This is a genomic window from Halobacterium sp. MBLA0001 (assembly GCF_049705385.1).
Lineage (GTDB): Archaea > Halobacteriota > Halobacteria > Halobacteriales > Halobacteriaceae > Halobacterium > Halobacterium salinarum.
Genome location: NZ_JBNAMQ010000007.1, coordinates 2032420 through 2052690 on the forward strand (window position 1 = coordinate 2032420; position 20271 = coordinate 2052690).

Below are 20271 nucleotides of genomic sequence, written 5' to 3' on the forward strand. Positions count from 1 at the left end.
GTATGAGCTTCGTCGAGGAACTCGGGGCCCGTATCGCGGCGGCTGACTCGGTGGTGAGCGTGGGTCTCGATCCGGACATGGAGCGGCTCCCGGAGGACGTACAGGACGCGGAGCTGCCGCGGTGGGCGTTCAACCGCCGCATCATCGACGCGACCCACGAGCACGCCGCGGTGTTCAAGCCGAACGCGGCGTTCTACGAGGACAGCGACGGGTGGCGCGCGCTCCGGGAGACGGTGGCGTACGCCCACGGCAAGGGCGTGCCCGTGTTGTTGGACGCGAAGCGCGCGGACATCGGGAACACGGCCCGCCAGTACGCCGAGATCCTGGCGCACGTCGACGCCATCACCGTCAACCCGTACCTCGGGGAGGACGCCCTGCAGCCGTTCCTCACGCAGGACGAGGCGGGCGTGTTCGTGTTGTGTCGCACCTCCAACGAGGGCGGGATGGATTTCCAGCATCTCGAACTCGCGGCCTACGACCGCCGGCTCTACGAGCACGTCGCCGAGCGGGCGGCCGAGTGGAACGCCCAGTACGGGGATGTCGGGCTGGTGGTGGGCGCGACCGCGCCCGACGAGCTCCAGGCCATCCGGGAGCGCGTGCCGGAGCTGCCGTTCCTGGTGCCGGGCGTGGGCGCGCAGGGCGGCGACGCCGAGGCCGCCGTGGAGTACGGGCTCAACGACGACGGCGTCGGGCTGGTGAACTCGACGCGCGGCATCATCTTCGCGGGCGAACACGGCTCGGCGTGGGCGGCGGCGGCCGGCGACGCGGCGCGGACGCTGCGCGAGCGCCTGAACCGCCACCGGTAGTCAGCGGCGGCCCGAAGGCGGGTGGTCGCCCGCGTCGGGAGCGCAGTCAGTGCAGACGCCGCGTGCGTCGTGGTGGGTGTCACAGACGACGCTCCCGCAGCGGTCACAGACCCGCTGTGCGCCCGAGGCGCGACAGATCGAGCAGACGCCGGTCACGCTCATACCGGGTGTACGGGCCGGGCGGGCGTAACCGTGGGGGAGGCAAACACCCTTGATGGTGGACTGCGTACGACCCGGTGTGCGACCCAATCGGAGTCTCGTGTGGGGGCTGGCGGTCGTGTTCGGCGTGTGCAGCGTCGTTTTCGGTGTGCTCGCAGTGCTGTACAGCCCGGTTGCGTTGTCCGTTGCGGTGCCGTTCGGCGGGGTTGCGGGGCTGTTCTACTACCACGCCTCCGGGCGGCTTCGGCGGCGGACGTTCCGCCGGCAGGCGGGGCGGGCGCGGTCGGCGCGGCGCGGCCGGACCGCGGGCACCGGGCCACGCGGGGGCCGGTCCCGGGACCGCCAGCAGTCACGCGGGAACCGGGAGTTCACCGACGGCGTCGCCGACGACCAGCCGCGGCGATCCGATTATCGGGTGTTGGACCTGGAGCCGGGCGCGGACGAGGAGGCCGTGACTGCGGCCTACCGGGAGAAGGCACAGGAGTTGCATCCGGACCGGGGCGGGGACACTGAGGCGTTCGCGCGCGTGAACGAGGCCTACGAGCGGCTCCAGGGGGACGCGTAGGTTTACCGTCCCGGGAGTGTAGGGGGAGTGTGCGCGCGATCTATTTCGATCTCGATCGGACGCTGATTCACACCGAGCCGTCGGTCACCGCTGCCCTGGAGGACGCCTTCGAGCGGGTGGCCGGTGAGAGTCCACGGGCGTGGCTGGAGGCGTACGGCGACGGGTTCGTCGAGCGGTTCCAGGCGTGTGCGCCCGCGCCGTACCGGGGCGGCGTCGAGCACGTGCGTGCGGAGACGGAGTTCGAGTGCGGTGTCGAGGAGACGGTGGGCGCGTTGCTGGACGCCGAGGTGGCGGCGACCGAGCCGACACCGGACGCGGCGGCAACGCTCGAACGCGTGGCGGCGGCCCATCCGGTCGGCGTGTTGACCAACGGTGTGCCGGAGTGGCAGCGCGCAAAGCTCGCCGCCGCGGGGCTGGCGGGCCACGTCGACGCGGTCGTGACGGCGTACGAGGCGGGCGCACACAAGCCCGCGCCGGAGCCGTTCGCGCTGGCCGAGCGCCGCCTGCCGGCCGACGCGTACGCGCTCATCGGGGATTCCGACGCGGACGTCGACGGGGCGGCGAGCGCGGGGTGGCGTGGCGTGCGATACGACGGCGGGACGCTCGCCGACGCCGTCGACCGGATCGACTGGCCGCAGTGAGAGGGGTGCGTGTGGCGTCCGGACGGGGTGTCACTCGGAGAAAGCTTTTGGTCGGTAGCGCCTAACCCCAGGGCATGGGACGCGACCGCGCCCGACTGGCCGCCGCACTGGAGCGCGGCGAACAGGAGGGCGGCAGCGTCGAGTTCAAAGAGCGGTTCAGTCGTGACATCCACCTCGCCGAGGGGCGCTTGGAGAGTCTCACAGCACAGCTCCGCCACCGCATTCTGTCGGGGGACGGGGAGGCCGAATACGTGCTCGGGGTGACCGACGACGGCGGGCTGGCGGGCGTCAGTCAGGCGACGTTCGCCGAGACCATGGACGTGTTGAGTCTGCTCGCCGACGAGGCGGGCGCACACATCGCGGACGTACAGACGTGGGGCATCGACAGCGTCGGTGACGCGGCCGCCGGCACCGACGGGATCGTGGGCGTCGCGACGGTGCAGGACGGCGACGGGCTTGCGGCCGGCGACGACCACATCATCGTCGGCACCGCCGGCCACGTCGACCACGGGAAGTCGACGCTCGTGGGCAGCCTCGTGACCGGTGACGCCGACGACGGCGACGGTGCCACGCGCGGGTTCCTGGACGTCCAGCCCCACGAGGTCGAGCGCGGGCTGTCGGCGGATCTCTCCTACGGGGTCTACGGGTTCGACGGCGACGGCCCGCTGCGGGTGCGCAACCCCGACCGGAAAGACGAGCGCGCGGCGGTCGTGGAGGCCGCCGACCGCGTGGTGTCGTTCGTCGACACCGTCGGCCACGAGCCGTGGCTGTCGACGACCATCCGCGGGCTGGTCGGCCAGAAACTCGACTACGGGCTGTTGACGGTGGCCGCCGACGACGGCCCCACGAAGACCACGCGCGAACACATGGGCGTGCTGTTGGCGACCGAGCTGCCGACCATCGTCGCGGTGACGAAGACGGATCTCGTGGACGACGACCGGGTTGCGGCCGTCGAGCGCGAGGTCGAAGCGTTGCTCCGGCGCACCGAGCGCGCGCCGCTGCCGGTCGCCCGCCACGGCGTCGACGCCGCCGTCGACGAGCTCGGGGACGGCGTGGTGCCGATCGTCCGGACCAGCGCGGTGACCGGGGACGGACTCGCGGTCCTCGATGAGCTGTTCGCGCGGCTCCCGAAGACCACGGCGGCAAGCGGGCCGTTCCGGATGTACGTCGACCGCACGTACAGCGTGACCGGCGTGGGCGCTGTCGCGTCCGGCACGGTGAAATCGGGGACCGTCGAGGACGGGGAGACGCTCCTGTTGGGGCCGTTTCCGAACGGCAGCTTCCGGACCGTTGAGGTGCGGTCGATCGAGATGCATTACCACCGCGTGGACAGCGCGCAGGCCGGCCGGATCGTCGGGATCGCGTTGAAGGGCGTCAGCGAGGAGGCGATCGAGCGCGGGATGGTGTTGCTGCCGGGGGACGCCGACCCCACGCCGGTCCGGGCGTTCGACGCCGAGGTGATGGTGTTGAACCACCCCACGCGCATCGACGCCGGCTACGAGCCCGTGGTGCACCTCGAAACCATCGGGGAGGCCGCGCGGTTCACGCCCGCGGACGGCCAGCTGCTGCCCGGGGATGCCGGCCACACCCGCGTCCGGTTCAAGTTCCGGCCGTATCTCGTGGAGGAAGGCCAGCGGTTCGTCTTCCGTGAGGGGTCCAGCAAGGGCGTGGGCACGGTCACCGATGTCGTGGAGTGACGGGGTTTTCCTGCCTCCGGCGTCCAGGCCGCGTATGAGCAGCCGAAACACCTTGGAGTTCGCGGTCGGCGTGGTGGTGGCGGGCGTGGTCGCGGGGGCGCTGTCGGTGCGCTTGCGGACGGCGTCCGCGCTCGTGCTCGGGCTCGCCGCGGCCATGCCGTCGCTGGCACGAACGAGCACGCACCTCGACCGAGCGGCCTACGAGGCGGGCGCGTCGAGCCGCCGCCAGATCATCGACGGCGCGCTGGCGGCCACCAGCACAGCCGTCGCCGGGGTCGCGAGCGGGTACGCCGCGCTCGCGGTGGCGGACAGCGCCGCGGTGACGATCGCGGCCGCGGCCACCGCCGGCGTGTTCGCCGGGCAGGCCGTGTTCTACGCGCGAACCCGCCAGTACGTGGCGTAGCGCGCTCACGCCCGCCGATAACAGGGGGTGTCGTCGACACGAACCGCCTGCCCGAACAGCGCCGCCCAGTCGAGGCGGCGGCGCACGCGACCGGTCCAGAACGCCTGCCAGTTGTCGCGTTTCGCGCGCTCCCAGGGCGGGACCTGCTCGCGCACGGCGTCGAAAACGTCGCGTGGCTGTGCCGGCGTGTCGTCGAGCGCGTCCACGACGTCGCCGCCGAGGAAGACGTTCGCGCGGAACCCGGCGGCGAGCGCCTCGCGGTCGTCGACGCCGACGTCGCCGCGGCGGGCGTATCCGGCGTCGTCGTCGACGAGCACGCCGACCGCGGACAGGAACACCAGCCACGCGGACGCCGTGCCACGGTCCTCGACGCCGGCGCGCTCGATGAGGCGGCGACAGCAGTCGTCCTCGGGTTTGGGCACGAGCGGGGTGGCGTCGCGGACGTCCCCCACAGCCGCCAGCGAGGACGGTGCCGGCGGAACAGGCTTTCGCTGCATGCGCGGATGTCGGTGTTGCGTTGCCTTCAGTCGTTTGGAGGCGGACGACCGGGCAGCTTGCACCGTGTTTTTTCTTCTCTCAACGCATACGCACGTGCAATGACGACGGGGCGCGCCAGCAGCCCGCGTGCCGCGGGGAGTCCGCTACATGGTCGAGAAAACACACATCACGACGAGTAAGGCGATACAGCGCCGCACCGGGAAGACGTTCCACCTCGCGACGCGGTTGCTTCCCACGCGGGTGCGCCACGCCACGTACGTCCTCTACGCGTTCTTCCGCGTGGCCGACGACGTGGTCGACACGACCGCGGATCGCGATCCGGGCGTGCAACGCGAGGAGCTGGAGGGGATCCGGGCGGCCGCACTGGGGGCCCGCGACCCCGAGTCGGTCGCCGCCGACACCGAGGTGCTGGCTGCGTTCCGGGAGCTGGCCACCCGCCACGGCATCAGCGACGAGGACATCCACACGTTCATCGACGCGATGCAGGCCGACCTGGAGAAGACGCGCTACGAGTCACACGCCGAACTCGAGGAGTACATGCGGGGGTCGGCCGTCGCGGTCGGCTACATGATGATGGACGTCATGGAGGTCGCGGAGCCGGAGACGGCGGCTCCCCACGCCGCGGCGCTCGCGGAGGCGTTCCAGCTGTCGAATTTCCTGCGGGATGTCGCCGAGGACGTCCACGAGTACGACCGCGTCTATCTCCCCGCGGAGTCGCGGGCCGATCACGGCGTGACCGTCGAGCAGCTCCGCGCACGCACGGTGGATGCGGGGTTCCGGGAGGCGATGCGGGAAGAGCTGGCGTACACCGAACGCAAATACCGGACGGGCGTCGCCGGCATCGAATACCTCCCCGAGGACTGCCAGTTCGCGGTGTTGGTGTCGGCCGTGTTGTACGCCGACCACCACCGGGCCATCCGGGAGCGGGACTGCGACGTGCTCACTGCGACGCCGTCGCTGTCGACGCCGCGGAAGCTCTGGCTGGTGGCGAAAACGCGGGCGTTGTGGGCGTTGAACTCCAGCCCGGAGGCGGTGTTCTATCGGGCGACGGGACTGGCGGAAACCGGCGACAGCCGCCGCCGCCACGGCGATCCGCAGCCGACGCCGTCGCGGTAGCGCGGGGCTACTGCCGCGTGCCGGGGCCGCGATCACGCAGCACGGCGAAGTCGAAGCGGTCGGTTTGCAGCAAGCCGACGCCCAGAGCGGCCGCGGCGGCCGCGGGGAGGAGGTTGCCGAACGCGAGGTTCACCGTCCCCCAGAGGATGACGAAGCTCACGAGGTCGTCGAGGAGGTACTCGCAGTCCGCGACCCGCGCCTGGATGCCCGCCCGCGAGAACCCCCAGTCGAGCAGGCTCACGGAGACGACCGCCGACAGCACCCAGCCCGCGTAGTTCGACAGCGGCACGCCGTAGTACGGGCCGCCGGCGAAGTACCGCCAGAACCCGAGGCCGACGGCCGCCGGGTCGAGGACGACGTCCATCCAGACGACGGTGGCGGCGACGGCGGCCAGCCGCAGCAGCCGGTTGCGGGCGCGCGGCCCCAACAGCAACACGACGAGCAGGTAGCTGTTGACGACCAGTGGGAAGAAAAACACCGGCAGCCCCAGTGGCACCTTCCCGGCGAGCATCGGCCCGAGTTCGATGCGGTACGCGAACTCCCCGTACGGCCAGCCGGCGGTGACGCCGAGCAGTTCGATGCCGAAGGCGTAGGCGGTGAGCACCGCCACCGCGACGGCGGCGCGCCGGTCAACGAGCGGGGCCAGCCCGGCGACCAACGGCAGCCGCATCACGACGGTGCCGAACAGGATGAAGTAGGGGTTGAACGAGAGCGCGGGCGGCAGCCACCCCCAGGCGGAGGCGAGCAGCGTCACCGCGCCGACGACGGGGAACACCACGGCGATCTCGAAGCGGTAGGCGGCGACCAGTTCGTGGAGGCGGGCCTCGACGCGGGCGCGATCAGCCATGCACGACCCCCCAGAGTCCGCCCAGCGTGAACACCATGCCGACGAGCGTGTTCACCGCGGGGTACCACCAGTACGCGCGCCCGACGGCCACCTGGAGGCGGCGAATCCCGAACACCAACACCGGGTACGCCAGCAACAACAGCCCGAACCGGACGTCGACGAGCGCGAAGACGGCGGCCGACAGCAGCCAGATGCCCGCGCAGTACGCCAGCGCGCGGTCCGCGCCCAGCGCGGTCGCAGTGGTCTGGATGCCGGCGGCGCGGTCCGGCTCGATGTCGGGGATGGCCGAGAACGTGTGCATCCCCATCGCCCACAGCCAGCCGCCCGCGACCGCCAGCAGCGGCGGGTGGGTGCCGGAGACGCCGGCGTAGGCGGCCGCGGCCGGCAGCACGTAGAGGCCGTTTGACAGCGAGTCCAACACCGGCGTGGTTTTGAACCGCAGCGGGGGTGCGCTGTACTCCGTCGCCAACACGAACCACGCAGCCAGGTACGGCCACGCCTCGGCCGGCAGCGGGGCGGCGACGAACCCCAGGAACACCCCGCAGACGGCGACGATGACCGCGACTGCGGCCCCGCCCCGGTAGCGCGACTCCCGGCCGTCCTTTTTCGGGTTCGTCTCGTCGACGTCGCGGTCGAAGACGTCGTTGATGCCGTAGAGGTAGATGTTCGCGGGCAACAGGAAGTAGCTGAACAGCACCACCGCGGGCGCGCTGAACAGCTCCCCGACGGTGGTCGCGCCGTAGGACACGCCGACCAAGACGGGGCCGGCGAGGTACAGCCAGAACCGCGGCCGGGACAGCACGAACAGATACCGGAACATGGTGTGTCAGCGCGCGTCGGCGAGCACGTTGTTGGCGGTCACTTCGCCGCTGATCAGACACATCGGGACGCCGATGCCGGGGGTTGTGTTCGCGCCCGTGAAGTAGAGGCCGTCAAGGGCGGTCGACCGGTGCGGCGGGCGGAACAGCGCGGTCTGTCGCAGCGTGTGCGCCAGCCCGAGCGCGGTGCCCTGGTGACTGTTGTACCGGTCGGCGAACTCCGAAACCGAGAACCGCTCCTCGACGACGATGCGGTCCCGCAGTTCGACGCCCGTGTTCTCGGCGATGTCGTCGAGCACGAGGTCGCGGTAGGACTCACGGACGGCCGGGGTGTCGTCCAGCCCCGGGGCGACGGGAACGAGCGCGAAGAGGTTGCTGTGCCCGTCGGGCGCAACGGTGTCGTCGGTCTTCGAGGGCACGCAGAGGTAGTACGCGGGGTCGTCGGGCCACGCGGGGTCGTCGAAGATCTGCGCGAAATGCGTGTCCCAGTCGGACGGCAACACGAGGGTGTGGTGGGCGAGTGGCTCCACGTCGCCCTCGACGCCGAGGTACAGCAGGAACGCCGACGGCGCGTACGTCCGGGCGTCCCAGTAGTCGGCGTCGTACTGGCGCTTTTGCGCGGGGAGCAACGCCTGTTCGGTGTGGGCGTAGTCGGCGTCGGAGACGACGACGTCCGCGAGCACGGCGTCACCGGGTTCGGTGTCCAGCTTGAAGCCGCCCCGGCGGCCCTTGATCGCCGACACCGGGTGGCCGGTGCGGAACTCGACGCCGAGTTCGCGCGCGAGGGCCGTGATCCCGTCGACGACACCCCCCATGCCGCCCTCCGGATAGTAGACGCCGAGCCCGAAGTCCACGTGGCTCATGAGGTTGTAGAGCGCCGGCGTGGTGTCCGGGGAGCCGCCGAGGAACACCAGCGTGTACTGCATCACCTGCTGGAGCTTCGGGTGGTCGAAATACTGCTCGACGTGGTCCTGCATCGACCCCAGCAGCGTGAGGCCGCGGGCGTACTCCGCGAGCTTCGGGTCCATCCAGTCCCGGACCCGGGGGCGGTCGGTCTTCACGAAGTGCTCCATGCCGACCTCGTAGTTCTCCTTGGCCTGCGCGAGGTAGTCGTCGAGCACGTCCCCAGCGCCCGGCTCGTAGGCGTCGAACACCTGCTTGACCTGCTCGCGGTCGGGCGTCACGTCGATGGTGTCGCCGTCGGTGTCCACGTTCAGGCCGGGGGCGTCCCGGCCGGGCCGCCGCCCCTCGTTGTCCTTGAAGAAGATGCGGTAGTGGGGGTCGAGGCGCGTCAACCCGTAGTAGTCGCTGGGGTGGCTGTCGAACGACGCGAAGAACTCCTCGAAGACGTCCGGCATCAGATACCACGACGGCCCCATGTCGAACCGGAACCCGTCGCGTTCCAGGGTGCTCGCACGGCCGCCGATCTGGTCGGTTTTCTCCACGACGGTCACGTCCGCGCCGGCGTCGGCGAGATAGCAGGCCGTCGAGAGCCCCCCGAAGCCGGCACCGATGACCGCCACCGATGTCCCCGCGAGTTCGTCCATGGCAGTGCCGTGGGCCGGACGCCAGATAAAACGCCGCCTTCCGGCGTTACGACAGCCCGAACCCGTCGGCGAGCACGTCCTCGCGAACGGTGCCGAACGCGTGGGTGGGGCCGCCGACGACGTCGACGGTGAGTTGGGCGGGACCGAACACGCCGTTGTCCACGTCGCCCGCATCCCAGTCGTCGGTGCCGACGACCTCCGCGAACGGGTCGTCGTAGCGGGCCGCCGCCGAGGACACCACCGCGTCGAAGGCGTCGAAGTCCTCCGCGACCGTGAGGTGAACCCGGCCGCCGTGGGCGAGGGCGTCGTTGGTGCGGCCGATGGCCGTCTGTTCGTCGCCGGCGACCGGTGCGACCGGTGCACAGCCCGACGCCGAGAGGACGTCCGTGGGGTCGTAGCCGAGCTCGTAGAGGCGGAACACCGCCAACTCGACGGTGCGGGCGGCGGCGGAGACGCTGCCGGCGACGCTGGCCGTGCGGTACGTCGGCAGGAAGACGCTCTCCTCGGTGACGCCCGCCCGGGCGGCGACCTCACTGGCGGCGGCCGTCGTCGGGAGGCCGGTGCTCTCCAGGGTCAACACCGCGAACTCGAAGGCGTCGACGTAGTCGATGGCTTGGAACTCGCCCTCGGTGGCGACGAGCGCGCGGGCCGGCCCGCTGCCCAGCGCCTCGTAGTCATCGACGGCGAGCTCCCAGCCGGCTTTCTGCGCGCCGAGCATGGCCACGGCGGGCTGGTCGCAGGCGACCTCGACGTGGGGGAACGTCGCGTCGCCGACGGTGTCGACGCGCGTTTGCACAGTCGCCAGCCCCGCGGTCTGCAGCTCCGCCAACAGCAGCCCGGCCTCCAGGCCGCCGTCGTGCTCCACGCCGAAGTCGATGACCGTCGTGCCGGTGTCCAGCTCGAAGGCACCGATGTCGAGTTCCTCGGTGAACTCCAAGGCCTCGTCGGCGAGTTCCAGCGCCATCCGGTTGAGACTCTCCATACCGCGGGGTTTGGCGTCCCGATACAAGAGGGTTCGCAGTAGCGGCCGGCGCGCGGTGGTCACTCGCCGGGCGGCGGCTGGTAGTCCGCGCGGACCGGCGGCCGGAGCACCCACAGCAGCGCCGCCCCGACCAGGAACACGCCGCCGAGGATGGCGACGGCGTCCACGGCCGAGAACGCGTCGGCGAGCACGCCGCTGGCGAACCGGAACGGCGCACCGACGACCTGCCGCAGCATCGCCACCGCGGACAGCAGCGTTGCGCGCCCGACGGACGCGACGTTGTCGTTGAGATAGCGGTTCTGGATGGGGCGCAGCAGCGACCCCCCGCCTTTCAGCGCGAAGAACATGGGGAACACCACCCAGGGAACCAGGCCCGCGAGGACGTACGTCGCGGCGATGGCGGCGGGGACGACGATGAGGGAGGTCCGGACGCCCAACAGCCCTTCGAGGTCGCCGGCGTAATCGCTCGTGACCGCCGAGAGCAGCCGGAACGCGCCGTAGAGGCCGCCAACGAACAGAACGGCGGGCTGCGGGAGGGGGAGTGACTGCAGCAGCGGGAGGAACGTCGCCTCGATGGCGTCGCGGGCGATGGGCTGAATCCACATGTCCATCGTCCAGATGGTGCCGCTGATGAGCGAGACGTAGACGACGAACCACCGCAGCCGGGGGGTGGTCAGCTGGTCGGTGATGACCGGGAGCGCGTCGGCGACGGACATGCGGTCCTGTTCGACGGCGGCGCTGTCGTCGTAGGCCTCGTTCTGCGGGAGGCGGAGCACGAACGCGGCCGCGAGCGCGGCGGTCACGATGCCCGCAACGAACGGATACGAGCGGTCCACCGTGTACAGAACGGCCCCGAGAACGACGCCGACAGCGCCGACGTAGAGTCCGATGGCGCGCCCGCGCCCGCTGATGCGCGTGAACTCGTCGGCGCTGTCGTGCTCCTGGAGGGTGTCGTAGAGCCACGCGCTGGCGGAGCCGGAGATGAACGTACCGCCGAACGAGAGCGTGACGAAGGTGAACGTGAACCCGATGAGGTCCGTGGCGACGAGGTAGCTGGCGTTCGACACGAGGAGGATGGCGGCACCGACCGCGAGGCTGTTCCGGCGGCCGATGCGGTCGCCGACGTAGCCCGTGGGGACCTCGGACGCGACGACGACGATCGACTGGATCGAGGCGATGAGTCCGATCTGGGTGTACGACAGCCCGTTGAACAGCAAGAAGAACGTGTAGATGGCGTAATGGAAGCCGGGGCGGGCGGTGGCTCTGTAGAGGTAATACCGGCGGATGACCTGTGACTTCGAGAGGCGACTCATGTCAGCGGGACAGCTATCGGTTCCCGTCGGCGTTCAAGTATGCTTCGAGACCGAGCGAGTGCGGACAGCCGACGGCAGGCTATCGGACACAACGACGGTGAGAAATGCGCTGGCTGGGATTTGAACCCAGGTTGTGACCATGGCAAGGTCACGTGATACCACTACACTACCAGCGCCCTTCGCATTCTGAACAACGACGCGGGTGTATATAAATCCGTTCTTTGACGGACGCTATGAGTACGGTAGTCAGCCCCATGGATCGCGGATGCGACCGCCGCGGACGGATCAGCACGCGAGCCGAAACGATCCGGGGCGTGAGTGCGTGCGACGGCGACACACGGCCGGTTCGGAAACGCCACCCTTTTTAGGGAGTGATCTGTACGTATGCTACAGTCTCGTGACGAGACACGGACGCGACACGGCATGACACGGAGCGTACTCGTGCCGTCGTCCCTCGTCCGGGAAGCCGAGGACAAACGCGAGGCAACTCGCAAGCTCGGTTACGTCGCCCGCGCGGCGGCGGTGTTCCGGATCGACCGCGTCGTTGTCTTCCCCGACGAAGACGGCGAGCGGCAGTGGGGCGGCGGGTTCGTCGAAACGGTGTTGCGGTACGCCGCAACGCCACCATACCTCCGAAAGGAGGCCTTCGATACGCGCGACGAACTGGCGTACGCCGGTGTCCTGCCCCCGCTCCGTCTCTCGTCATGGACCGGCTCAGACTCGAGCGGGTCTGGGTCGTTACGACAGGGAATCGTGACCCAGGTCGGATCTGAAGGGCGCGTTCGGGTCAATTGCGGCATGCAACACCCGATCTCCCTCCACGAACCACCAGGAATGGCGGTCTCGGAAGGAGAGCGCGTGACCATCAGGGTCTCTTCGCGACGACCGGTCCGTGCGAAACTGGTCGACGACCCCCTCCCGGGGTTTTCGGTCGAACGCACGGGTCTCGGTGACGCTTTAGACCGTTCCGACGCGGGCGTTCGCATTGCGACCTCCCGGCACGGGGAGCCGCTTTCGGTGGCTTCCCTCGGTGGGTACCGCGAACGCATCGCCAGGGACGGCGTGACCGTTGCGTTCGGAGCACCGGAACGTGGGCTGCCGCCCATGCTTGGTGTTTCGGCGGACGCGGTCAACGAGTCGGTCACCGACTCATCCGCAGACGCCCCCGCGCGATTCGACGCCTGGCTCAACACCATCCCCGATCAGGGGAGCGAGGTCGTGCGCACCGAAGAAGCGGTGCTCGCGACACTCGGCTCCCTGACGCTCACGGAGTGATACGATGCCACAGCCAAACCGACCACGCAAAGGCTCGATGGGGTTCAGTCCCCGCAAGCGCGCGGAGAGCGAAGTACCGCGCTTCAACTCGTGGCCCGCCGACGACGGTGAAGTCGGCCTCCAGGGCTTCGCTGGCTACAAGGCCGGCATGACCCACGTCGTCCTCGTTGACGACAAGGCCAACGCACCGACCGAGGGCATGGAGACGACCGTCCCCGTGACGGTCGTCGAAACGCCGCCCATGCGGGCGGCGGCCGTCCGCCTCTACGAGGACACGCCGTACGGCAAGAAGCCGCTAACGGAAGTCTGGGCGGACGACACCCACGAGTCGCTCGACCGCACGCTCTCTGTCCCCGACGAGGGCGGAGATACAGACGAACTGATCGAGGCGCTCGACACCGAGGAAATCGCCGACATCCGTGTCATCACGCACACGGTCCCCGGCGACACCGCGGGCGTCCCGAAGAAAAACCCGGACGTGATGGAGACTCGCGTCGGCGGCGGCACGCTCGCCGACCGACTGGAGTTCGCTGCCGACCTCATCGAGGACGGCGGCGTCCACGCGTTCGGCGATGTGTTCCGCGCCGGTGAGTTCACCGACGCCGCGGGCATCACCAAAGGCAAGGGCACCCAGGGCCCCGTCAAGCGCTGGGGCGTCCAGAAGCGAAAGGGCAAGCACGCCCGCCAGGGCTGGCGGCGCCGCATCGGTAACCTCGGCCCGTGGAACCCCTCTCGGGTTCGCTCGACGGTTCCACAGCAGGGCCAGACCGGCTACCACCAGCGCACCGAACTGAACAAACGCCTCATCGACATCAACGATGGGGACGAGCCGACGCCGGACGGCGGCTTCCCGAACTACGGCGAAGTCGACGGCCCGTACACGCTCGTGAAAGGCTCGGTGCCCGGCCCGGAGCAGCGCCTCGTGCGCTTCCGGCCGGCCGTCCGGCCGAACGAATCGCCGCGCCTCGATCCGGAGGTGCGGTACGTGAGCACCGCATCCAACCAGGGATAATTTATGCAGGTAACCGTACGCGACCTGGACGGCGACGACGCTGGCACGCTTGACCTGCCGCGGGTCTTCGAGGAACCGGTCCGCCCGGACCTCGTGAAGCGAGCCGTGCTCGCCGCTCAGGCCAATCGGACACAGGAGTACGGCGCGGACGAGTACGCCGGCCTGCGCACCACCGCCGAGTCACAGGGGAGTGGCCGTGGAATGGCCCACGTGCCGAAAGCAAACGGGCAGGGTGCCCGTGTGCCCCAGACTGTCGGCGGCCGGAAAGCGCACCCGCCGAAAGCCGAGAAAGACCACGGTCTCGACGTCAACGACAAGGAGCGCAAGGCCGCCGTTCGGGCCGCCGTCGCGGCGACCACGGACAGCGAGCTGGTGGCCGACCGCGGCCACAACTTCGACGACGACGTCGAGTTGCCCCTCGTTGTCAGCGACGACTTCGAGGATCTCGTGAAAACCCAGGACGTCGTTTCCCTCCTGGAGGCGCTTGGCGTCCACGCGGACATCGAGCGCGCAGACGAGGGCCGCACCGTTCGTGCCGGCCAGGGAACGCTGCGCGGCCGCAAATACCAGGAGCCGACGTCGATCCTGTTCGTCACGGCCAGCGAGAGCGGGCCGTCGACGGCCGCCCGCAACCTCGCGGGCGTCGACGTGGCGACCGGTCGTGAAGTGAACGCCGAGGACCTCGCGCCGGGCGCGGAGCCGGGCCGACTGACGGTGTGGACCGAAAGCGCCGTCGAGGAGGTGGCACAGCGATGAGTTCGATCATCGACTACCCACTGGTGACCGAGAAGGCGATGGACGAGATGGACTTCCAGAACAAGCTCCAGTTCATCGTCGACATCGACGCGGCGAAACCCGAGATCCGGGATGTCGTCGAGTCGGAGTACGACGTCACGGTCGTCGACGTGAACACACAGATCACGCCCGAAGCCGAGAAGAAGGCAACGGTGAAACTCTCCGCGGAGGACGACGCCCAAGACGTCGCCTCCCGCATCGGGGTGTTCTGAGAATGGGACGCAGGATCCAAGGGCAGCGACGCGGGCGCGGGACGTCGACGTTCCGTGCGCCGTCGCACCGATACAAGGCCGAACTGTCGCACAAGCGAACCGAGGACACGGACGTGCTGGCCGGCGAGGTCATCGACGTGGAACACGACCCGGCGCGCAGCGCGCCGGTCGCCCGCGTCGCCTTCGAGGACGACGACCAGCGCCTCGTGCTCGCCAGCGAGGGCGTCGGTGTCGGCGACACCATCGAGATCGGGATTTCCGCCACGATCGAGGAGGGCAACACCCTCCCGCTGGCGGAGATCCCCGAGGGAGTGCCGGTCTGCAACGTCGAAAGTCATCCGGGCGACGGCGGCAAGTTCGCCCGCGCGGGCGGCGTCAACGCCGACCTGGTGACCCACGAGCGTGACGCCACGATCGTGGAGCTGCCGTCCGGCGAGACGAAGCGCCTCTCCCCGGACTGCCGCGCAACCATCGGCGTGGTGGCGGGCGGTGGCCGGACCGAGAAGCCGTTCGTGAAGGCTGGCAACAAGCACCACAAGATGAAGGCGCGCGGGACGAAGTGGCCCCGCGTGCGTGGTGTTGCGATGAACGCCGTCGACCACCCGTTCGGTGGCGGTGGCCGCCAGCACCCGGGCCGACCGAAGTCGGTCTCCCGGGACGCAGCACCCGGCCGCAAGGTCGGAGACATCGCCTCCAAGCGGACGGGCCGCGGGGGCAACGAGTAAACCATGAGTACGGAATACCGAACCGGCCGTGAGGGGGAGTTCACCTACCGCGGCCACGACCTCGACGAGCTGCAGGAGATGAGCCTGGAGGACGTCGCGGAACTGCTTCCCGCACGCCAGCGGCGAACCATCACCCGTGGCCTCTCCGAGGAGCACCACAAGGTGCTCGCGGAGGCACGCGAGTCGGGCACCGAGGAAACGGCGAACAACCCGATCCGAACGCACCTGCGTGATATGCCGGTGCTGCCGGAGTTCGTCGGCCTGACGTTCGCTGTGTACACCGGCCAGGAGTTCGAGCGTGTCGAGGTCCAGCCCGAGATGATCGGGCATTACCTCGGCGAGTTCCAGCTCACGCGGTCGTCGGTCGAACACGGGCAGGCGGGCATCGGCGCGACCCGCTCCTCGAAGTTCGTGCCGCTCAAATAAACCATGGGAATCAGCTACAGCGTGGACGTGGACTCGGAGGCGTCGGCGAAAGCCATGCTCCGAGAGCGCTCCATCAGTCTGAAGCACAGCAAGGCCATCGCCCGCGAGATCAGCGGGGAAACGGTCGCCGACGCGAAAGAGTACCTCCAGGCGGTCATCGACGAGGAGCGATCCGTGCCGTTCAAGCAGCACAACAGCGGCGTCGGTCACCGGAACGACATCGACGGCTGGGACGCCGGGCGCTACCCGGAGAAGGCCTCGAAGGACTTCCTGAAGCTGCTGTCGAACGTATCGAACAACGCCGACCAGCAGGGGTTCGACGCCGACGAGATGGTGATCGAACACGTCGCCCCGCACAAGGTCGGTGAGAGCCAGGGCCGCAAACCCCGTGCGATGGGGCGCGCGACCACGTGGAACGCGACGCTCTGTGACGTCGAGATCGTCGTGACCGAGACCGAGGAGGTGACCGCCTGATGGCGGACGAACTCGAATTCATCGAACAAGGACTTCAGCGCAGTCAGATCGACGAGTTCTTCGCTGAGGAGCTGGCACGCGCCGGCTACGGCGGGATGGAACTCGCGCCAACGCCGATGGGCATGCAGATCGTCCTGAAGGCCGAGAAGCCCGGGATGGTCATCGGGAAAGGCGGGAAGAACATCCGGAAGATCACCACACAGCTCGAGGAGCGATTCGACCTCGAAGACCCACAGATCGACGTGCAGGAGGTCGAGGAGCCCGACCTGAACGCGCAGATCGTCGCCGACCGACTGGCGAACGCGCTCGAACGTGGCTGGTACTTCCGGAAGGCCGGCCACACCACGATCGACCGCATCATGGAGTCCGGCGCGCTCGGCGCGGAGATCGTGCTGAGCGGGAAGGTCACCGGGAACCGCGGTCGCGTCGAGAAGTTCAACCGCGGCTACATCAAGCACAACGGCGAGCCGGCCGAGGAGATCGTCGACCACGGCAAAGGCGTTGCCGTGATGAAGCTCGGTACCATCGGCGTGAACGTGAAGATCATCCCGCCGAACGCCGAACTCCCCGACGACTTCGAGATCCAGGAGGACGCGGACATCGAAGACCTCGTCGTGGACGAGGCCGAGGCCGGCGAGGACCTCGAAGAGCTGCTTGAGGGCGAGGACGCGGACGCCGAGGACGCCGACGCCGATGCGGCGGCCGAACCGGAGTCCGAGCCCGCCGACTTCGAGGACGAGGAGGTCATCGAGACCGACGACGACGTCGAAGAGGAACTCGACGAGCTCGCCGACGCGGTCGAAGGCGAGGACGAGGACGACGAGTTCAGTGACGTCGACGACGAGGCCGCCGACACCGCCGAAGACCTCCTCGATGAGATGGACGACGAGGATGGAGGTGCCGAATAATGGCGATCCTCTACACGAGCGAGATCCGTGACATGACGCCGGCGGAGCGTGAGGCCGAACTCGAGGAGCTCCGAACCGAGCTCTTGAACTCGAAAGCCGTGAAAGCGGCCGGTGGTGCGCCGGACAATCCGGGCCGCATCAGCGAGCTGCGGAAGACCATCGCCCGCATCAAGACGGTGCAGCGGGAGGAAGGCGACCTCGCGGACGACGAATAACGACGAACATGACGACCATCACACCCGAATCGCTGCCGCGACACGAGCTGCTGGGCCTGCACGCGCGGGTCGCTGCGGACACCGATCAGTCGCGGGTGGGGATCGCCGGACGCGTCGTCGACGAGACGATGCAGACGGTGGTGCTCCGGACTGCGTCGGGTGTGGCACAAGTCCCCAAGAAGGGGGCGACATTCGAGTTCCGTCTCACAGATGAAGCTGCGGCCCCGGACAACGGGGTCGGGACCGCGTTCAAACCTGCAGGTGGCGAGACACGCCAAACCACTGGCGAGAGCGTGGCCTACGTTACGGTGGATGGAGGACGATTGCTCTCACGACCCGAGCGGCGCTCCGAAAACGGAGTTGATTCGAAATGGCGATAGGACTGAACGTAACAGAACCGGAGGGCACGTGCTCCGACGAGGACTGTCCGTTCCACGGGAATCTTTCCGTGCGCGGGCAGGTCTTGGAGGGTGAAGTGGCGTCCACAGACATGGAGAAAACCGTTGTCGTCGAACGCGAGTACGACGTGTTCGTGCCGAAGTACGACCGCTACATGAAGCGGCGGTCGCGCGTTCCGGCACACGCACCAGAGTGCTTCGACATCAGTGTCGGCGACACGGTGAGCATCGCAGAAACCCGACCGCTTTCGAAGACCAAATCCCACGTGGTCGTCGAGATCACGGACGGAGGTGACGCCTGATGGAAGCCATCAAGGCGGACATCACCCAGGGATTGGAGAAGGGCTCGCTGATCACGTGCGCCGACAACACTGGCGCACGCGAGCTCAAAATCACGAGCGTGATGGGGTATCAAGGACGAAAGAACCGCCACCCGAAGGCTGGACTGGGCGACACGATCACCGTCTCAGTCACCAAAGGGACCCCGGAGATGCGTCGGCAGGTGCTTGAGGCCGTTGTCGTGCGCCAGCGCAAGCCGATCCGACGCCCGGACGGGACTCGCGTGAAATTCGAGGACAACGCCGCGGTCATCATCGACGACCTCGGCGAGCCTCGCGGGACCGAGATCAAGGGCCCGATTTCGCGTGAGGTGGCCGAACGGTACGGGACCATCGCGAGTACCGCGACGATGATCGTATAGAACCATGAGCGAGCAACCACACAAACAGCGAACTCGCACGAAGCGCGCGTCGCTGCACGAGAAGCAAGACCAAGTGCGGGCAACGCTGTCCGAGGAGCTCCGCGAGGAGTACGGCCAGCGCAACGTCCGCGTGAACGTCGGCGACACCGTCGAGGTCATGCGTGGCGACGACGCCGGTGAGGACGGCGAAGTCACCGACGTCGACCTGCGGGACGCCGAGGTCTTCGTTGAGGACGTCACGGTGGAGGCCGCCGACGGCGAGGAGACGCCGCGGCCGGTGGAGTCGAGTAACCTCCGCGTGACCGACCTCGATCTCGATGACGACATGCGCGTCGAGCGACTGGAAGGTGACAACGAATGACGAATCACCAGAAGCGACTTTCGGTACCGAAATCCTGGCCCGTCGAGCGGAAGACGGAGACGTTCACCGCGAAGGCCGGGGCCGGCCCGCACGGCGAATCCGGCGTGCCACTGGTCGTTGTGCTTCGGGACGTCCTGGAGTACGTCGACGACACGAGCGAGGCGCAGTACGCCATCAACACGGACGGCGTGCTCGTCAACGGCGACTCGGTCGGCGACGTCAACCGTCCGATCGGGATGTTCGACATCCTGGCGTTCCCGGACCGCAACGAGTATTACCGCGTGTTCCCCGACGAGGGCGGTCGACTCGGCCTCACGGAGATCGACGCGGACGCGGCCGGCAGCAAGCTGAACAAAGTCACTGACAAGACGACCGTGTCGGGCGGTCGCACACAGTTGAACTTCCACGACGGCTCGAACCTCGCCCTCGATGAGGACGCGTACGCGGGCGGGGACTCGGTCGTCGTCGACACCGACACCAACGAGATCGTCGCGCACTTCCAGTACGAGGAGGGCGCGCTGGTCACCGCGGTTGCCGGCCAGCACGCCGGCGACATCGGTGAGATCGCCGAGATCAACGTGCAGCCGGGCAGCGCGAGCAACACCGTCCGGGTGGACGACGAGAACGGCGGCTTCGAGACGATCGCGGAGTACGTCGTCGTCATCGACGAGAACTTCGTGGAGGAGGATGACGAATGAGCGAGGCTGACAGCACTGACTTCCACGAGATGCGGGAGCCCCGCATCGAGAAGGTCGTCGTCCACATGGGCGTCGGCCAGGGTGGGGTCGAGCTCCAGAACGCCGAGACGATCCTCGAAGCGATCACCGGCCAGCAGACGGTTCGTACGAAGGCCAAAAGCCCGGAGCCCGAGTTCGGGCTGCGGCAGGGCGACCCGATCGGCGCGAAGGTCACGCTGCGCGACGACACCGCAGTGGATTTCCTGGAGCGCGCGCTGCCGGCCGCTGATCTCGACCGCCGGCAGTTCGACAACACGGGGAACGTGAGCTTCGGCATCGAAGAGCACACCGACTTCCCCAGCCAGGAGTACGACCCGAACATCGGAATCTACGGGATGGACGTGACGGTGAACCTCACGCGTCCCGGCTACCGGGTTGCGAAGCGCGACCAGGGTACGCGACAGATTCCGTCGAATCACCGACTCAACTCCGAGGACGCGGTGTCGTTCCTCGTATCCAACTTCGACGTGGAGGTCAACGAATGAGCGAGACGGACGGCGAAGCCGAAGAGACGGGTCAGACACACGAGTGCCGACGCTGTGGCCGCGAACAGGGCCTCGTCGGCAAGTACGACATCTGGCTGTGTCGACAGTGCTTCCGAGAGATCGCCCGTTCGATGGGCTTCAAGAAGTACAGCTAAC

At 68.6% G+C, this 20271-nt stretch carries 29 protein-coding genes and 1 tRNA gene; 22 read left to right on the forward strand and 8 right to left on the reverse strand.

Translation table 11 applies throughout. From position 1 onward, the window contains the following. Positions 1-2 precede the first annotated feature (2 nt). On the forward strand, positions 3-806 hold the full coding sequence (gene pyrF / locus ACOZ32_RS11955) for an orotidine-5'-phosphate decarboxylase (RefSeq protein ID WP_205250911.1): 804 nt from the start codon (positions 3-5) through the stop codon (positions 804-806). Here pyrF and ACOZ32_RS11960 read toward each other — a convergent pair whose 3' ends face one another. Further along, the gene (locus ACOZ32_RS11960) at positions 807-968 is read right to left on the reverse strand and encodes a hypothetical protein (RefSeq protein WP_424335244.1); all 162 of its coding nucleotides are present in this window, start codon (positions 966-968) and stop codon (positions 807-809) included. It abuts the gene before it with no gap. 76 nt (positions 969-1044) lie between these two features. Between ACOZ32_RS11960 and ACOZ32_RS11965 the strand changes: the two genes are divergently transcribed. The 4 genes from ACOZ32_RS11965 to ACOZ32_RS11980 all read left to right on the forward strand — a co-directional run bounded on the left by ACOZ32_RS11965 (position 1045) and on the right by ACOZ32_RS11980 (position 4271). Continuing rightward, the gene (locus ACOZ32_RS11965; protein WP_227970881.1) at positions 1045-1530 is read left to right on the forward strand and encodes a J domain-containing protein; all 486 of its coding nucleotides are present in this window, start codon (positions 1045-1047) and stop codon (positions 1528-1530) included. Between the two features lie 29 nt (positions 1531-1559). Next, positions 1560-2171, forward strand: coding sequence for an HAD family hydrolase (locus tag ACOZ32_RS11970; protein ID WP_205250913.1), 612 nt, complete (start codon positions 1560-1562; stop codon positions 2169-2171). A gap of 74 nt (positions 2172-2245) precedes the next feature. Next, the gene (locus ACOZ32_RS11975; RefSeq protein WP_424335245.1) at positions 2246-3868 is read left to right on the forward strand and encodes a GTPBP1 family GTP-binding protein; all 1623 of its coding nucleotides are present in this window, start codon (positions 2246-2248) and stop codon (positions 3866-3868) included. A gap of 34 nt (positions 3869-3902) precedes the next feature. Continuing rightward, complete coding sequence (locus tag ACOZ32_RS11980; protein ID WP_010903225.1) at positions 3903-4271, forward strand: hypothetical protein; 369 nt, start codon at positions 3903-3905, stop codon at positions 4269-4271. Positions 4272-4276: 5 nt separating this feature from the next. On the opposite strand, the gene ACOZ32_RS11985 is transcribed toward ACOZ32_RS11980, so the two are convergent. After that, positions 4277-4768 (reverse strand): hypothetical protein, encoded by a 492-nt coding sequence (locus ACOZ32_RS11985; RefSeq protein ID WP_285265222.1) that lies wholly within the window; start codon positions 4766-4768, stop codon positions 4277-4279. Between the two features lie 148 nt (positions 4769-4916). Between ACOZ32_RS11985 and ACOZ32_RS11990 the strand changes: the two genes are divergently transcribed. Next, the gene (locus tag ACOZ32_RS11990) at positions 4917-5885 is read left to right on the forward strand and encodes a phytoene/squalene synthase family protein (RefSeq protein WP_010903227.1); all 969 of its coding nucleotides are present in this window, start codon (positions 4917-4919) and stop codon (positions 5883-5885) included. Between the two features lie 7 nt (positions 5886-5892). Here the strand turns inward: ACOZ32_RS11990 and cruF are convergent, their stop codons facing one another. From cruF to ACOZ32_RS12020, 6 genes are all read right to left on the reverse strand, one after another. Beyond that, positions 5893-6732 (reverse strand): bisanhydrobacterioruberin hydratase, encoded by an 840-nt coding sequence (gene cruF / locus ACOZ32_RS11995; RefSeq protein ID WP_010903228.1) that lies wholly within the window; start codon positions 6730-6732, stop codon positions 5893-5895. Then, positions 6725-7552 carry a prenyltransferase gene (locus ACOZ32_RS12000; protein WP_010903229.1) on the reverse strand — a complete coding sequence of 276 codons (828 nt, stop codon included), beginning with the start codon at positions 7550-7552 and terminating at the stop codon, positions 6725-6727. The genes cruF and ACOZ32_RS12000 overlap by 8 nt, the downstream gene beginning before the upstream one ends. A gap of 6 nt (positions 7553-7558) precedes the next feature. Continuing rightward, complete coding sequence (locus tag ACOZ32_RS12005; RefSeq protein ID WP_205250918.1) at positions 7559-9097, reverse strand: phytoene desaturase family protein; 1539 nt, start codon at positions 9095-9097, stop codon at positions 7559-7561. Between the two features lie 46 nt (positions 9098-9143). After that, positions 9144-10079, reverse strand: coding sequence for a methenyltetrahydromethanopterin cyclohydrolase (gene mch / locus ACOZ32_RS12010; RefSeq protein ID WP_010903231.1), 936 nt, complete (start codon positions 10077-10079; stop codon positions 9144-9146). Between the two features lie 59 nt (positions 10080-10138). Next, entirely contained in the window at positions 10139-11392 is a 1254-nt protein-coding gene (locus tag ACOZ32_RS12015) for an MFS transporter (protein WP_010903232.1), read from the reverse strand. Positions 11393-11497: 105 nt separating this feature from the next. After that, positions 11498-11568, reverse strand: a tRNA-Gly gene (locus ACOZ32_RS12020). Between the two features lie 247 nt (positions 11569-11815). Here ACOZ32_RS12020 and ACOZ32_RS12025 point away from each other — a divergent pair. From ACOZ32_RS12025 to ACOZ32_RS12100, 16 genes are read left to right on the forward strand one after another with little or no spacing between them, the layout of a single operon-like run. After that, complete coding sequence (locus tag ACOZ32_RS12025; RefSeq protein WP_010903233.1) at positions 11816-12667, forward strand: putative RNA uridine N3 methyltransferase; 852 nt, start codon at positions 11816-11818, stop codon at positions 12665-12667. A 4-nt stretch (positions 12668-12671) separates the two neighbouring features. After that, positions 12672-13679, forward strand: coding sequence for a 50S ribosomal protein L3 (locus ACOZ32_RS12030; protein ID WP_010903234.1), 1008 nt, complete (start codon positions 12672-12674; stop codon positions 13677-13679). Between the two features lie 3 nt (positions 13680-13682). Beyond that, positions 13683-14435, forward strand: a complete 753-nt coding sequence (rpl4p, locus tag ACOZ32_RS12035; protein WP_205250919.1) for a 50S ribosomal protein L4 — start codon at positions 13683-13685, stop codon at positions 14433-14435. Beyond that, positions 14432-14686 (forward strand): 50S ribosomal protein L23, encoded by a 255-nt coding sequence (locus ACOZ32_RS12040; RefSeq protein ID WP_010903236.1) that lies wholly within the window; start codon positions 14432-14434, stop codon positions 14684-14686. The genes rpl4p and ACOZ32_RS12040 overlap by 4 nt, the downstream gene beginning before the upstream one ends. A 2-nt stretch (positions 14687-14688) precedes the next feature. Continuing rightward, entirely contained in the window at positions 14689-15411 is a 723-nt protein-coding gene (locus ACOZ32_RS12045; RefSeq protein ID WP_010903237.1) for a 50S ribosomal protein L2, read from the forward strand. A gap of 3 nt (positions 15412-15414) precedes the next feature. Beyond that, on the forward strand, positions 15415-15837 hold the full coding sequence (locus tag ACOZ32_RS12050; protein WP_010903238.1) for a 30S ribosomal protein S19: 423 nt from the start codon (positions 15415-15417) through the stop codon (positions 15835-15837). 3 nt (positions 15838-15840) lie between these two features. Beyond that, positions 15841-16311, forward strand: coding sequence for a 50S ribosomal protein L22 (locus ACOZ32_RS12055; RefSeq protein ID WP_010903239.1), 471 nt, complete (start codon positions 15841-15843; stop codon positions 16309-16311). Further along, positions 16311-17219 carry a 30S ribosomal protein S3 gene (locus ACOZ32_RS12060; RefSeq protein WP_010903240.1) on the forward strand — a complete coding sequence of 303 codons (909 nt, stop codon included), beginning with the start codon at positions 16311-16313 and terminating at the stop codon, positions 17217-17219. The genes ACOZ32_RS12055 and ACOZ32_RS12060 overlap by 1 nt, the downstream gene beginning before the upstream one ends. Beyond that, positions 17219-17434: a 50S ribosomal protein L29 gene (gene rpmC, locus ACOZ32_RS12065; RefSeq protein WP_010903241.1), complete on the forward strand. Its 216-nt coding sequence runs from the start codon at positions 17219-17221 to the stop codon at positions 17432-17434. Before ACOZ32_RS12060 ends, rpmC begins: the two co-directional genes overlap by 1 nt. Before the next feature lie 8 nt (positions 17435-17442). Further along, positions 17443-17814 (forward strand): ribonuclease P protein component 1, encoded by a 372-nt coding sequence (locus ACOZ32_RS12070; protein ID WP_010903242.1) that lies wholly within the window; start codon positions 17443-17445, stop codon positions 17812-17814. Further along, positions 17805-18134 carry a 30S ribosomal protein S17 gene (locus tag ACOZ32_RS12075; RefSeq protein ID WP_010903243.1) on the forward strand — a complete coding sequence of 110 codons (330 nt, stop codon included), beginning with the start codon at positions 17805-17807 and terminating at the stop codon, positions 18132-18134. Before ACOZ32_RS12070 ends, ACOZ32_RS12075 begins: the two co-directional genes overlap by 10 nt. Then, entirely contained in the window at positions 18134-18532 is a 399-nt protein-coding gene (locus ACOZ32_RS12080; protein ID WP_010903244.1) for a 50S ribosomal protein L14, read from the forward strand. The genes ACOZ32_RS12075 and ACOZ32_RS12080 overlap by 1 nt, the downstream gene beginning before the upstream one ends. Before the next feature lie 4 nt (positions 18533-18536). Continuing rightward, positions 18537-18893: a 50S ribosomal protein L24 gene (gene rplX / locus ACOZ32_RS12085; RefSeq protein ID WP_424335246.1), complete on the forward strand. Its 357-nt coding sequence runs from the start codon at positions 18537-18539 to the stop codon at positions 18891-18893. Next, on the forward strand, positions 18890-19591 hold the full coding sequence (locus ACOZ32_RS12090; RefSeq protein ID WP_424335247.1) for a 30S ribosomal protein S4e: 702 nt from the start codon (positions 18890-18892) through the stop codon (positions 19589-19591). The genes rplX and ACOZ32_RS12090 overlap by 4 nt, the downstream gene beginning before the upstream one ends. Further along, positions 19588-20115 carry a 50S ribosomal protein L5 gene (locus ACOZ32_RS12095; protein WP_205250920.1) on the forward strand — a complete coding sequence of 176 codons (528 nt, stop codon included), beginning with the start codon at positions 19588-19590 and terminating at the stop codon, positions 20113-20115. Before ACOZ32_RS12090 ends, ACOZ32_RS12095 begins: the two co-directional genes overlap by 4 nt. Continuing rightward, on the forward strand, positions 20112-20270 hold the full coding sequence (locus ACOZ32_RS12100; protein ID WP_010903248.1) for a 30S ribosomal protein S14: 159 nt from the start codon (positions 20112-20114) through the stop codon (positions 20268-20270). The genes ACOZ32_RS12095 and ACOZ32_RS12100 overlap by 4 nt, the downstream gene beginning before the upstream one ends. The last annotated feature ends 1 nt before the right edge of the window (position 20271 follow it).